Origin of the sequence: Sphingomonas phyllosphaerae (assembly GCA_036946405.1) — a bacterium.
GTDB lineage: Bacteria > Pseudomonadota > Alphaproteobacteria > Sphingomonadales > Sphingomonadaceae > Sphingomonas > Sphingomonas phyllosphaerae_D.
Genome location: JAQIJC010000001.1, coordinates 2,942,225 through 2,955,845, shown reverse-complemented (window position 1 = coordinate 2,955,845; position 13,621 = coordinate 2,942,225). Strand labels below are relative to the sequence as shown.

At 68.4% G+C, this 13,621-nt stretch carries 8 protein-coding genes; 1 reads left to right on the top strand and 7 read right to left on the bottom strand.

What is annotated here, in order from left to right; translation table 11 throughout:
* Position 1: 1 nt before the first annotated feature.
* Positions 2-511 carry an amidohydrolase family protein gene (locus PGN12_13900; GenBank protein ID MEH3104984.1) on the bottom strand — a complete coding sequence of 170 codons (510 nt, stop codon included), beginning with the start codon at positions 509-511 and terminating at the stop codon, positions 2-4.
* A gap of 201 nt (positions 512-712) precedes the next feature.
* Here PGN12_13900 and PGN12_13895 point away from each other — a divergent pair, with 201 nt between their 5' ends.
* Positions 713-985: a hypothetical protein gene (locus PGN12_13895; GenBank protein ID MEH3104983.1), complete on the top strand. Its 273-nt coding sequence runs from the start codon at positions 713-715 to the stop codon at positions 983-985.
* Positions 986-1,200: 215 nt separating this feature from the next.
* Here the strand turns inward: PGN12_13895 and PGN12_13890 are convergent, their stop codons facing one another.
* The 6 genes from PGN12_13890 to PGN12_13865 all read right to left on the bottom strand — a co-directional run bounded on the left by PGN12_13890 (position 1,201) and on the right by PGN12_13865 (position 13,604).
* Complete coding sequence (locus PGN12_13890; GenBank protein ID MEH3104982.1) at positions 1,201-2,400, bottom strand: NAD(P)/FAD-dependent oxidoreductase; 1,200 nt, start codon at positions 2,398-2,400, stop codon at positions 1,201-1,203.
* A 9-nt stretch (positions 2,401-2,409) separates the two neighbouring features.
* Positions 2,410-4,020, bottom strand: a complete 1,611-nt coding sequence (locus PGN12_13885) for an ABC-F family ATP-binding cassette domain-containing protein (GenBank protein ID MEH3104981.1) — start codon at positions 4,018-4,020, stop codon at positions 2,410-2,412.
* 120 nt (positions 4,021-4,140) lie between these two features.
* Positions 4,141-4,470 carry a hypothetical protein gene (locus PGN12_13880; protein MEH3104980.1) on the bottom strand — a complete coding sequence of 110 codons (330 nt, stop codon included), beginning with the start codon at positions 4,468-4,470 and terminating at the stop codon, positions 4,141-4,143.
* Between the two features lie 289 nt (positions 4,471-4,759).
* Entirely contained in the window at positions 4,760-8,032 is a 3,273-nt protein-coding gene (locus tag PGN12_13875) for a family 43 glycosylhydrolase (GenBank protein MEH3104979.1), read from the bottom strand.
* A gap of 231 nt (positions 8,033-8,263) precedes the next feature.
* Complete coding sequence (locus tag PGN12_13870) at positions 8,264-11,002, bottom strand: TonB-dependent receptor (GenBank protein MEH3104978.1); 2,739 nt, start codon at positions 11,000-11,002, stop codon at positions 8,264-8,266.
* Between the two features lie 49 nt (positions 11,003-11,051).
* Positions 11,052-13,604 carry a cellulosome protein gene (locus tag PGN12_13865; protein MEH3104977.1) on the bottom strand — a complete coding sequence of 851 codons (2,553 nt, stop codon included), beginning with the start codon at positions 13,602-13,604 and terminating at the stop codon, positions 11,052-11,054.
* Positions 13,605-13,621 lie beyond the last annotated feature (17 nt).

Genomic DNA, 13,621 nt, shown 5'->3' with positions numbered 1-13,621 from the left:
TTCAGGTGGCGGCGTCGAGCCGGGTGCCAAGCTCCAGACGGTAGATGCGGTCGGCGTTTCGCCCCCACATCGCGCGTCGCTCGTCGAGAGAGACGGGCGCCGTAGCCTCGGCCAGCACGCCCAGGCAGCGATCGAACGGCGCGAACAACGTGTCGGTTGGCGTGCCGCTCGCGATCAGGCAGCGCGCCGGGCCGAACAGGTCGATCGTCTCCGCCAGCAAGGGGCGGACGAGCGCCTCGGTCCAGTCGCGTGCGACGAAGCCGAGCCCGGAGAGCTTGATCGCGGTATTGGGCAGGGCGGCCAGCGCGCGAAGGCCGGTGCGCCACTCGCCCAGCCCGTCCGGATCGGCGAGCACCGGCATCCCGAGGTGGTTGACGATCGCCGGCACCTCGGCGTGCCGGGCGATCAGCGTCGCCATCGCCGGCATCTGAAGGGGGTAGCATTGCAGATCGAACGAAAGGCCATGGCGCGCCAGCAGTGCGAAGCCGGCCTGCCACGGATTGCTTTCCATATATTGAGTAACTGTCTTACAAAATGGAATTAATAGCATCAATCGACCGATTCGCGGGCCGGCCAAGGTCGCTCGACAGCGGCCACCGACCATGCGCGTCAACCTGCACGGTGCGTTCCACATGGTGCAGGCCGCGGCCAACCAGATGGTGCGTCAGGGCGGCGGCGGCCTGAATGGCACCCGGCGCTGATCGGCATCGCGTTGTTTCGGCCGCGCGATGGCCGCTGCCACATCCAGAGCGGCTGCCGCCTGTGGCTGTCGAAGGCGGGCAGCCGCGGGCTGATCCTGCCGCAGGCCCATGTGCGTGGGTATTTCCGCCTCGCGCCGCGCGAGATCGTGCACATCGACAGCAAGCTCGCCGACGATCTGAGCGACGGCATCGAACGCGCCAGCGCCTGGCTGAACCGACAGGTCACGCGGCCGGACATCCAATATGACGCCGCGCAGTGCACGCTGGGGGCGCAGGCCGCCTGACCGATCCGGTCGAGGTCTATCACCCAATACGGACGAGCCAGCGAATTCGGACGGCCGCGGATATATTTTCGCCGTCTGTGTCCGCATACGCCGTCTTGCCCGTATAGGGTATGAGAAAGTCCTATATCCCCTCGAACCAGCGGTCGTCGTGAGCGATGGCCAACGATTGGTCGGAGACCACACACTGCATCTGTCCATTCCGATGCACGGGCTCGCTAACCGAACAGCGGCTTCAGAGGATTACCGATAAGGCCGCTGACCATGGCCGCCTGGATGCGGGTGGCTGGCCAGAGCTTCGACAACGGCCCGACGATGCGGTCGCGCACGAACGGGATCGCCCGGCTGTCGGACTGGTAGACGGGGGTGAACAGCGCGGTCAGCGCCTGGTACAAATGGACATGCCGCCGCCGCATCGCGATCGCCGAACCGAGCGCCGCTGCGACATCCGGCGATCGCCGCAATGCCAGCGCCAGGGCATAGGCATCAAGCAGCGCCATGTTCGCCCCTTGGCCCAATTGGGGGCTGGCCGAATGCCAGGCGTCACCGATGTGGATCATGCCCGCCTCCGCAGGCGTCGATAACGTACGATGTGCATAATGGGCGAAGGTGAGTTGATCGGCTGATCGGATCTGGTCGAGCAGTCCTCGCGTTGCTGGCCATAGTGCGGATACCTCGGCCTTCCAGACGTCGAGCCCGGCAGCCCTCCATTCTGCCAGCCGATCCGCGCGCAATGACCAGAACAGCGCGGCCTGTTGGCGGGGGGCGCCGGGAAACCGCCCGATGGGCAGGACGCCGACCATCACGCTCGCGCGCCGATAGCGTTGTTCTAGTGCGCCGGGATCGAAACCGGCATCGGCGGGCCAATCCAACGTGCCCCAGAGCGCACCATAGGCCAGTTTGCGACCGCAGGGCGGCGCCAGCGGCGTCCGCGTGCCGAGCGCATCGACGATCAGGTCGAATGGCCCGACGCGGCGACCGCCCTCCAGCAGCAGGAAGCGGCGGTCGTCTGCTGCCGTCTCGCTCCCCGTCACCGCGCAGCCGGTTTCGATCGCGATCCGCTCGGCAGCGACGGCATCATGCAGCACGGCGAACAAGGTTGCGCGGTGGACGCCGATGCCAAACCCTGCGCCTTTGCCAAGCGCGGCATAGCGGACGTCGAGAACGACCCGGCCGCTGCTTCCCGCCTCGCCGTGGAGGCGATCGATGCGCGCACCGTGGTCGAGCAGCGCGTCGGCCAACCCAAGTTCACGCAGGACGGCAAAGCCTGTCGGCTGGATCATCAGCCCCGATCCCACCGGGCGGGGCGCATCGAACCGCTCGAACAGCGTGACATGGTGGCCGTCGCGATGCAGCAGCAACGCCGTGGCGAGACCCGCCGGGCCACAGCCCGCTATGGCGATGTGAAGACGCTGCATGGCACCAGCCTAACCGGGCTCGGGCGTGGCGGCATCCTCTTTGATGCTGGTGACGGCCACGGACCGCTCGATGCCGATCGCGTTCAGGAAGCGAGCGTCGTGGCTGACCACCAGCAGCGCTCCGTCGAACCGTTGAAGCGCGCGTTCCAGAACCTCGATCGACTCGATATCGAGATGGTTGGTCGGCTCGTCGAGGATCAGCAGCCAGGGCGGCTGCGGTCCGGAGAGCGCGGCGGCCAATCCCGCCCGCAGCCGTTCTCCACCCGACAGCGTACCGACGAGCCGCTGGGCATCACGGTTGCGAAAGGCGAAGCGCGCGCAGGCGGCATGGACCGCCTCTTCGTCCAGCGTGGGTTGGAGGCGGCGCAGGTTGCCGACGATGGTGTCGGCGGCGTCGAGCAGGCCGACATGCTGGTCGAGCATGGCGATCCGATCGGCGCGTCGGCGGATCGTGCCGCTGGCAGGCGCGAGGTCGCCCTTGGCGAGGCGGAGCAGGGTCGATTTGCCGGCACCGTTGCGGCCGGTCAGCGCGACACGCTCGGGCCCGCAGATCGTCAGCGACCAGGGGCCGAAATGTCGGTCGCCATATGCGACGGTCGCTTGCTCGATCGCGAGCACCTCCGCCTGCGACGGCAGACCGGTAGCCGGTAGATCGATCGTCAGCGGCGTCAGCACCTCGACCCGCGCTTGGGCAGCGTCGCGGGCTTGCACGGCCTCCTCGATCTGTCGTTCGGCGAGGCGGCGGGCCTGTCCGCCGCTGTTCTCCGCGCGCTCGGCGCGGGCACCGAGCAGGATCTTCGGCTCCGATCCCTTGGCGGCGAAGCTGCGCCCGGCCTTGTCGCGCCGGTCCTTGGCCTCGCGGGCGGATTGGGCGGCCAGGCGCGTGGTGCGAAGGGCGGCATCGGTGCGGGTCTGTTCGGCCTCCGCACGCAACCGTTCGGCATCGCGTGCCGCCGCAAAGACCGACCAGCCGCCGCCGACGATGCGATTACCGATCGGGCTCAATTCGACGATGCGGTCCATGGTTTCGAGCAGCGCGCGATCATGGCTGGCGACCAACAGGCCGCCGCGCCAACCCGCGATCCAGCGTTCGATGGCGGCTCGGCCTTCGGCGTCGAGATTGTTGGTCGGTTCGTCGAGCAGCAACAGGTCGGGCTTGGCGATCGCCAGCCGGGCCATGCCGACCCGCGTCCGCTCGCCGCCGGACAGGCTTCCCATCGGGCGCTTCAGGGCGATGCCGTCGAGGCCGACATCGGCGAGCGCGGCATCGATCGCGGCGGGTAGCGTCCAGTCGGCGACTTCGAAGTCCGCAGCGGTGCCGTCCCCGGCTTCGATCCTTGCCAGGATCGACAGCGGGCCGTGGACACCGAGCGCCTGGGCGACGCTATCCCCGTCATGCCAAAGCTGCGCAAGCCGGTCGACCGTGCCCGCGCGGTGGACCGTGCCGGACAGAGGAAGCGCTTCGCCCGCAATGATGTGCAGCAGCGTCGACTTGCCCGATCCGTTGCGTCCGGCCAAGCCGATGCGCTCGGCACCGACCGAAAAGGTCAGATCATGGAAGAGCGGTCGGCCGTCAGGCGTGGCGGCGGAAAGGTTGGAGAGAGTGAGGAAGTTCGACATGAACACCGTGACGGACGGAAAGGACAGGCTGGATGGCGCTGATCTTCCGGTCGTTCATGGTCGTGGCTCCTTCGGTCTCGCCACTGGTATAGCCGATGGCGGCCCCCACGTCACCCGCCGTCAGAGACAGCCGAGGCCCGCCAGCGCCACCCGCACCGCTTCGTCGAGGGGCGTACGGGGTTCCTGTCCGAGTTCCGCCACCAGCCGATCGTTCGCCAGACGCACCGGCTGCTCCCAGAGATAGCGCATTTCCATCCACTCGCGTGGCGCCGTGGCGAACAGCGCGGCCACGCGAAGCGGCCACCAGGGCAGGGGGCGGATCGGCACGGCCGGATCGCCGAGCACGCGGGCGATCGCCTCGACCATGTGGCGGCCGTCCGGGTCCCGATGGCCGTCCATATGGAAGCGCGCGAAGGCGGGCAGGGCGGGCCGGTCGAGCAAGCGCGCCATCGCCTCGGCGACGTCGGGGGGTACGCCCCTTGATGACCGACGCCGCGCGTGCCGGGATTACGGATCACGCGGGGGCGGGCGCCGGGCGCGATCACTCCCTGGCCGAACCAGTTGTTTGCGGCGCCCGGGCCAAAATAGTCCCCAGCGCGGACGATCAGGACCTTGGCATCGCCAGCGTCGGCCGCGGCTTGCAAGCGCCGTTCCAGCTCGACCCGGATGGATGCCTGCTTCCGGAGACACGATCGGAGGCGCTGAATGTCGCCTTGTGGGGTAAAATCGCCCGATCCTGTTACAACATCGTGACCGTCATTGTGACGCGACGGTTCGCGGGGGCGACCTCCTCGTCACCGGTCATGTCGAGCAGCGGGCGACCGTCCGCGGCCCAATGCACGCGGCGAACCCGTGCATCGCGTCCGTCGCCGCCGACGCCATTGCCCCAAGCATGGTAGACGTAGAGCGGATTGCCGTCCTCATCGGTGGTGAAGGCGCCATGCCCCGGCCCCTGTTCGTAGCGGCGATAGTCGGTGACCCCGGCCGGCATCGCCACGCTCTTCTGGAGCGGCGCCGACCATTTACGCCACGCATCGATCCGGGTGAGATCGGCGTCCAACGGCGCGGAGATGCCGTTGACGACATAGGTCGGGCTGACCCCCGAACTGGAATAGACCAGCGTCAGCCGCCCGTCGTGGCTGAGCGCGAACGCGCCCTCGGCAAGGTTCTCCTCCACCGAGGTTTGCGGCGCGATGATCGGGGTCGGCGTGCCGGCCAGCCGCGTCGGATGCGCAGGTTCGACCGGCGCGATCCACGTCAGCGGATCGCCGAGCGTGCCGGACGCCGGCAGATAACGCTGCGACCAAGTATAATAAGCACGTTCGCCGACCGTGAAGAACGACATATCGAGGCTGATGTTCGCCGGCATCTCGGCGCGGCCGAGCGGTGCGCCGTCGGCCTTCAGGATCGCGGCCGGGCGGGACCAGTCGGCGGGATTGGCGGGATCGCCGCCGTCGCGCAACTGGATGAGGTGCGAGGCGACCCGGGACCATGCGCCTCCCTCGTTCGACTGATCGTCCTTCGGGTTGAAGCACGGCGCGAACAGGATCGACAGCTTGCCGCCGATCTCGTGGATTTCGGGTGCCCAATAGCAGCCGGCGATCACGCGGCCCTCGGTGGTTCGATCGCGGCGGGTGCGGCGGTTGAGCAGGTCGACCTCGCGCGCGCGACCGCCATTGGCGTCGGCAAGATCCTCGAGCCGATCGGCGACGCGCAGTGGCAGGTGCACGGAGCCGACATTGTCATTGTCGGTGTCGTCGGTCGCGGTGAGCAGATAGCGCACCCGCCCGTCCTTCTCCCAGCGATAGATGTCGGGATCGGCGCGGTTGTAGGCGAAGATCGCCGGATAGCGCCGCTGGCGGATCGTGCCATGGACCAGATAGCGGCCGGGCCGCGTGAGCTTCGCCAAGTCGGCGGCATCCCAGTCGACCGCACGCGTCGCGGTGGAGCCGTCCGAATAGCCGAGCGTCACCCGCGCGTTACGAATATCGGCGCTGCGGCCCACGGCGATCGTCCGCTTCGCGACCGTCGCACTGGTGTTGACGACCCGGCCGAAGCGACGGGTGAGGGTGGCCGCGGTGTCGGCGCTGATCGCCAGCGTAGCGGGGATGGCGACCGCGCCAATCCGCGCGTTGCCGACGTTGTCGCCTGAGACGATCCGCCGGCGTCGGCCGCTGTTGTCCGGTTGCCACGTCGCGGTTTGCCACTCGGTCCGCGCCAGATCGGCGACCGTCGTCCAGCGCTGCCGCGCCTCCCGGTCGGTCCATGACACGAGATAGCGGCGCGCGGCGCTGTCCCACACCGCGTGCGGCTGCGCGATCCCATCGGCGCTGCGCAGGTCGAGCGTCCCAATTTCCTCGAACTCCGCCGGCCGCGCGGGATCGCTGCGGAAGATGACGGTCGCTGTCGCTGCGGGATCGGGCGTGCCCGCCATATCGACCCGCGTCGCGATCACGCCGAGCGCGCCGTCGGCGAAATAGAAGAGCGACGGATCGGCGACGCCGCGCAACGTCACCCGATCGACCCCGATGTAATCGCCCTTCGCGAACACCACGCCGTCATCCTCGTTGAGCGGCGTCATCCGGCTGTCCGGGCCGCTGAGCGCGAGATGCACGCTGCGCGCGACAGTTGGCTGGTTGGCGTCATGCGCGTCGGTCGGCGTGCGCGCATAGGCTTCGAGCCGCCGCGCACCGCTGCCGAGCACGCGGACCGTGAAGCGCTTGGTGAGCGTCGTCCCGTCCGCGCGGGTCAGCCTGCCGTGGAGCCGGACGAGGCGCGCCGCCGCGCCGCGGTTGGTGAGCACCCCGTCGCGCACCACCCGCCCGTCGGCACGCCACGTCGCGACGAAGCCGTCCGGCACCGGCAGCCGCGTCCCCGATGCCAGCACCGGCGGGACCACCCAGCGCGCCGCGGTGTCGGCGGAATCCGGCGTGGCGCGGCGCCAATGCGCTTCGAGCCGGTCGCGCTCGGCGGCGGTGATCGACAGCACGGTGCCGTGGCGCGGCGACGGCGGCAGGCGGAAGTCGCGTGGATAGGTCCAGGCGATCGTGCCGTCGAGCGCATTGGTGGCGAGCGGGATATAGCCGGCGCCACCATAGTCATCGACCCACAGGAAGTATTTGAACCCGCTCGTGTCGCCCGGATTGGCGACGAAGGCGGTCGGCCCCTCCACCTCGGGCGTGCCGGCGCGGCGGCCGATGCAGCGATCGAGGATCTTCCATTGTCCCGATGCGCCGTCCGTGCGCAGCGCCGGCGAGACCTGCGCCAGGATGTCGCTCGAGGCACACCCCTGCGCGTCGCTGATCTTGGTGAAGCGGTAATAAAGGTCGCGGTCCTTCATGACGGTGGCGTCGATCATCCCCTTCGCACGCACCGCGCCCGGCACGTCTGCGGCCTTGAACCACGGTTTCGGGGTGGTGAAGGTGCGGAAGTCGCGGGTGATCGCGCTCAGGATCTGCGGCCCCTCGCCATCCTCGACCATGTGCGCGGCGTCCTTGTAGAGCGTGGAGGTCCAGTACACGACATAGGCGCCGATCGTCGGGTCGTAGCTCGCCTCGGGTGCCCAGGTCATGCCGGCGGCGGGCAGGTTGACGCGGACGTGGCGCTGCTTGCCCCAGTGGATCAGGTCGGTCGATTCCCAGATTTCGAGATAGCGGCTGCCGTGGCGCGTCGCGTCGCCCCAGCCGCTGCGCGCCGCCGACAGATCGGTGGCGAGCAGGAAGAAGCGGTCACCTTCCGCCGAGCGCATGATGAACGGATCGCGCAGCCCGCGCGTGCCCTCGCTTGATTGCAGCACCGGTTGCGCGTCGTTGAGCGTCTTCCACTGCAGGGCATTGTTGCCGTCGGAGATCGCGAAGCGCAGTTTCTCGCCGTCGATCGTGTTTTCGGTGAAGTAGACGAAGAGATAGGCCGCACCGATGGGGGCGGGCGCGACGGGCTCGGCCGGCGGCGTCGCACCGGTCAGTGCGATCGGCGCGGCGAGCAGCAGCAGCGGGCGGGCAAACCCTGACATGCAATCCAACCATCATCTCCCGATCGGCGGCGGTCGATCCGCCGGGTCGCGATCGTCTCTAGGGTGTTGATTCATCGAAGTCGAAGCCCTGTATCGACCGATCTTCACAGCTCGCCAGCCACACCTCGTCCTCCCGGGCTTGATCCGGGATCCCGCTTCTTCTTCCCACGCGACAAGAGGAAGCGGGGCCCCGGATCGAGTCCGGGGCGACGGATAATGGCTGGCTGATCGCTAGAATCGGAAGCGCACCCCCGCCGACAACAGGCTCGCCTCCCAGCGCACGTCGCGCGGATAGCGCGGGTCCTTGACGTAGCTGTGGTACGGCGTGCGCAGCAGGTTCGTGGCGTCGACGGTCAGCGTGATGTTGTCGTTGACGTTGTAGCTCGCCGACAGGTCGAGCCGCCCGACCGCGTCCGAATAGACGGTGGTGAACACGCCCGGCGCGCCGAAGCCGTCGACGTTGGCGCTGCGGTAATTATAGGCGAGCCGCACGCTCGCCGGCCCCAGCTCATACAGCCCGATCACGTTGAAGCTGTACTTCGAGACGCCGGGCAGCGTGTTGCGCCCGCCCGCGAAATTGGCGGCGGCGGGGACGACCTGCTCGCCGTCGATATAGGTGAAGTTCGCCTGCGCGCCGAGCCCGCGCAGCGCGCCGGGCAGAAAGTCGAAGAAGGTCGTCGCCGCTGCCTCGATCCCCTTGATCGTCCCCGAGCTGGAATTCGACGGGCGGTAGACGAGGATGTTGCCGAACGGCTGGACGTTGACGACCTGCGGCAGCGAATTGATGAACCCCTCGATCTCGCGATAAAAACCGGCGACCGACACCGATCCGGTGCGCGAGAAATAATATTCCAGCGACGCGTCGTAATTGTTCGAGCGGATCGGCTGCAGCTCGGGATTGCCGCCATTGCCGGTGTAGGAGATGTTGCCGCCGATCGTCCCCTGCGTGATCGTCAGCGTCGGGTTGATCTGGTTGAAGCCGGGGCGGGTCAGCGCCTCGGTGCGCGACAGCCGCAGCTTGAGCCGGTCGGTGAAATGCAGCTGCGCGCTGATGTTCGGCAGCACGTCGACATATTGCGTCGAGGAGTCGATCGGGACGAGCTGCGTCTGGCCGGTGCCGGGGATCGGCAGCGAGTTGGTGCCGTCGAGGCGGTTGCGCGTGACGACGACGCGCGTGCCGATCACGCCGTCGATCGGGAAGCCGATGTCGAACGCATAGTCGAGCTGCGCATAGCCCGAGAACACCTGCTCGCGGGCGCGGAACGACGCGAGCGGATCGTAGCGCGGTTCGTCCGACACCCATGCCGCCTGCGTTCCGGCATCGGCGTTGAGCCGCGCCAGACCGTCGCGGACATAGCCGCGCACGTCGTCGAGCTTGTCGTTGAACAGATAGGCGTCGGGCGCGTACCAGCTGCGGAACTGCTGGACGTCGTCGCCGCGGAAACCGGCTTCGATGATCCCGCCCTGCGACACGGTCGGCACCTTGCTGATGACGTCGCGCAGCCCCGAGAGCCCGGCGTAGCGCCCGCCGAACTGCGAGCGCGCGTTGCGGTCGGCGTAGCGGACGCCGAGCCGGAACTTGGGGAACAAGGCCGAGCCGGTGTCGATCAGCGCATTACCCTGCCATTGCCACTGGCTGCCCTCCGAGCGGCGGCGCTCGTCATAGACGCCGCGCACGTAGAAGCTGTCGGGATTGGCGAAGTCGACCCCGCTCGGCACGAAGTTGACGCTGCGCTGGTCGTTGAGCCGCACCGCCAGCGATAGCGGCGACACGGTCTGCGTCTCGAAACGCCCGAAGGTGTTGCTCACCACCGAGCGCGTGTACGCGAGATCGGTGGTGAAGACCGCATTGGCGACCTCCCATTTTGCGCCCAGCGCGCCCTGATAGGTGTCGGTGCTGCTGTCGCCGAACTCCTTGGTCGGGCCGTTGACGATGCCGAGATCGATGTCGAACGATTCCAGCGTCGTACCGTCCGGGGTCAGCACCGCGTTGCGGATCGTCGGCGGGGTGCCGCCGGTGGTGCTGGACTGGATCGGCACGCCGAAGAAGTCGTTGGCGTTCTTGTTGCGATACGCCTGCCACAGCCCGTCGGCGTAGATCATCAGATTGTCGGTCGGCTGCCATTGCAGCGAGCCGTTGACCGACGGCCGCTGGCGCGTACCGCGCCCGTAGAACAGCCCGATGTCCTGCGGGAAGGTGAAGTCGCGCCCCACCGACGCGGGCAGGATCGCCTGCGCGGCGGGAACATTGTCCTGAAAGCCCTGGTAACGGACCGAATTGAGGTAGCGCGTCTGCGTGAACGAGACGTTGAGCAGCGCGCCGATCTCGCCGATCCCGGTCTGCCAGCGGTCGCTGACCAGCAGGCTGCCGATCGGGTCGAGCTTGCGGCTCTGGTCGTTATAGACCCCGCGTAGCGCGCCGGCGAGCTCGAAGCCCTTGAAGTCGAACGGCCGCCGCAAGCCGACGTCGAGCAGTCCGGCGATCCCGCCCTCCAGATTCTGCGCGGTCACCGCCTTGAACACGTCGACGCGCGCCACCGCCTGCGCCGGAAAGTCCTGGATCGCAACCGAGCGACCGTCGGCGGTGAAGATCTCGCGGCCGTTGACGGTCGTCTGGACGTTGGGCAACCCGCGGATCAGCACGCCGTTCGCCTCGTCGAGATAGCGCGTCACCTGCACGCCGGTGATCCGCGCGATCGCCTCCGACGCGTTGTTGTCGGGGAATTTGCCGATGTCCTCGGCGACCAGCGCATCGACGATCGCGTCCGAATTCTGCTTGATGTTCTGCGCGCTGCTCAGGCTCTGGCGGATGCCGGTGACGACGATCTCGTCGGAGGCGGCGGGCGCGTCGCCGGACGGCGGCGTGGTGCCCGGCTCGGGTGCGGTCTGCGCGGCGGCGGTGGTCGCGGCGACGGTGATCGCCAGTGCGGCGCTCGAGGCGAGCAGGCGCGCGTTCGTCAGCATGAACATCGTAATCCTCCCATTTTTGTCGTTTCTGCTTGTCGTCCGGCGGCGCGGATCACGGCATCGGCGTTACCGTGATCCGGTCGATGTTGGGGGCGAAGCGTGAGCGCAGCAGCACGTCGGGCCACACCTGCGAGGCATAGCTCTTCCCGTCCCAGTTCGGCTGTTCCTCGCCGGCGATGCGCACTGTGTTGCGCCCGGCGCGTAGCGTGACCGGCACGGTCATCTCCCACCAATTGTTGCGGTGGAAGCTGTTGGGGAAGGTCGCGAGCACCGGCACCGCGCCGTTGACCGCAATCCGCGCGACCCGCGCCAGCGGATCGGGATTGTAGTGCGTCGCCTTCGACTGTTCGTCGTTCGAGAAGCGCAGCGTCAGCGCGTAGGTGCCCGCCCGCGCGACGCGCACGTCGGGGAAGGTCAGCGTGTTGCCATTGCCCGGCGCGCCGCCGATGTCGAACACCGCCCGGCCGCCGCTCGCCCGCGACGCCGCCGCGACCCGCGCATGGCCCGCGACCTGCGCCGCCTCGGCTTCGTAATGCTGCGCACCGACCGACGGGGTCGGCGTCACCGTCAGCCCGCTATCGCCCGCGACCTCAACCTTGTTGATGCCGCCGAGCAGAAAAGCGCGGTCGCCGCGCACCGTGCGCCCGTTGACGCGCAGGACGCGTCCGCCCGCCGTCGCCAGCCGCGCCGGCCCGTCGGTGGCGGCATAGACCCAATAGGTCGCCGCCGCGCCGTCGCGCTTCGCATCGCGCGCGTCATAGACCTGCGCGGCAAGGCCCACCGCCTCGGTCAGCGTGATCCGGTCGACCAAAGCATTGCCCTGCGTCCGCGCGCGCCCGTCGCGGCTGCGCGTCGCCAGCGTCACCACATGCCGCCCCGCGCCCAGCGTCAGCTCGATATCGGCATGATCGAGCACCGCCGGCTTGTAGCCGAGCGGCAGATACAGTTCGCCGACTTCCTTGCCGTCGACGCGCAGGAAGACGTTGGTCGCGCCCTGCGCCTCAGCCAGCGGATCCTTGTTGAAGGTGCTGGCGAGCACGCGCAGCGCATAGCGACCCGCGCGTGGCACTTGCACCGCAAAGTCGAGCGCCGCATCGTTGCCGCCCGCGAACCCCTCGACCGAATAGCCCCCGGAGGTGTGGAAGCGCGACACATCCTTGGGCGATCCCTCCGGCCCGCGCACCTTCAAGCCGCTGCCGCGCCGCGTCGCTGTCTCCGCCTCATAATCCTGCCGCCACGGTGCAGGCGGGGCGGGCAGGGCAGTCCCGGCCGGGGTGACGACCAACTCGTACGCCGATTCCTCACGCAGCGCCGGCAAGTCGCCGCGCCCGAACGACAAAGCGATCGCACCGTTCGTCACTCGCACGCGCTGGTCGGCGACAATGACCGGCGGGGTGGCGTCGCCCAATTGCCCGGTCCACGCGATCTCGCGCACGCGCACCTGCGCCGCCGCGCCGAACAGCGCGGGCACGTTCGTCAGCGTCACCGTCGCTGCACCGCTCTTGCCGCCGAGCAGCACGCGCGCCTGTCGCCGCGCCGGGTCGAGCGTCGCGACGCCCTGCAACGTATAGCTCTGGTCGCGGTGCGGCGGCGTCACCGCCAGCGTGTGCCCGCTCATCGTCGCATAGGCGTTGAGCAGCCACCATTGCCCGTTGCCGCGGTTCGCCTGCACCGCGCTGTCGCTCAGATTGCCGTCGATGTTCCAGTAAGCGATGTCGGCATCGACCTTGGCGTCCTCGATCGCCGCGACCCACTGGATCATCTGCCCCGGCACCGAGGTGTGATAGTTATAGGCATATTCGTTGATGTTGACTGGCAGGTGCCGCCCCTGCCACTTCGTCCCCGCGAACAGCCGGTCCTCCCACGCACGATACTTTCGCACGCTGGTCCGCACCGTCGCCGGATCGCTCAGCTCGTGCCACGTCACAACGTCGGGCATCGTGTCAGCGGCGATCGCGTGGCGCAGGAATCCCTCTACCTGATCGAACAGGATGCTGGTGTTCGGCCCGGCGATCCGCGTCCCCGGCGCCGCCTGCCGCAGCGCGCGCACCGCTCGGTCCCAGGCGTCGAGGAACACCGCCGGCTGCTTGAGCCAGCTGACCCCGGTGCAGCTCTTGGCATCGGCGCTGAACATGTTGCCGTCGGGCTCGTTGAACGGCACGAACACGATCCGGTCGCGATAGCGCGGCAGCAGCGCGCGGACCTGCGCGGCCTGCCGCTTCAGCACCTCGATATAGTTGGTCACCGACTGGGCACAGTCGCCGCTCTTCCACTTGTACGGAAACTCGCGGAAGATGTCGGTCATGTAGATATAGGTGTCGCCGCCCGACGCATCGGTCAGCAGCGTCGACACCTCCAGCGCGTCCGCGCCGGGATGCTGCGGCCCGTCCTGCGCCTTGGTCGATACCGTGCGCAGCTTGATGCCTTCGAGCAGATTGGGGTGCGGCAGCCGCGCATCGTACAGGCCGTAGAGCGTCCCCGACGCCCCGCCGTGGAACGCGCCGGTGTCGCTGCCCATGTCGACGGTCAGCCGTTCGGGGGCATCCTGCGCCAGCGCGGGGCCGGCGGTGGTGGCGAGCAGAGCGGCAAAAGCGAGGGCACGCATCGGGCGAAACTCCGGGA

What these genes read in the sequence shown, in the direction of transcription:
- PGN12_13900 (MEH3104984.1), bottom strand. Translation starts at nt 511, where the DNA reads ATGGAAAGCAATCCGTGGCAGGCCGGCTTCGCACTGCTGGCGCGCCAT.
- PGN12_13890 (MEH3104982.1), bottom strand. Translation starts at nt 2,400, where the DNA reads ATGCAGCGTCTTCACATCGCCATAGCGGGCTGTGGCCCGGCGGGTCTC.
- PGN12_13885 (MEH3104981.1), bottom strand. Translation starts at nt 4,020, where the DNA reads ATGTCGAACTTCCTCACTCTCTCCAACCTTTCCGCCGCCACGCCTGAC.
- PGN12_13880 (MEH3104980.1), bottom strand. Translation starts at nt 4,470, where the DNA reads ATGGCGCGCTTGCTCGACCGGCCCGCCCTGCCCGCCTTCGCGCGCTTC.
- PGN12_13875 (MEH3104979.1), bottom strand. Translation starts at nt 8,032, where the DNA reads ATGTCAGGGTTTGCCCGCCCGCTGCTGCTGCTCGCCGCGCCGATCGCA.
- PGN12_13870 (MEH3104978.1), bottom strand. Translation starts at nt 11,002, where the DNA reads ATGTTCATGCTGACGAACGCGCGCCTGCTCGCCTCGAGCGCCGCACTG.
- PGN12_13865 (MEH3104977.1), bottom strand. Translation starts at nt 13,604, where the DNA reads ATGCGTGCCCTCGCTTTTGCCGCTCTGCTCGCCACCACCGCCGGCCCC.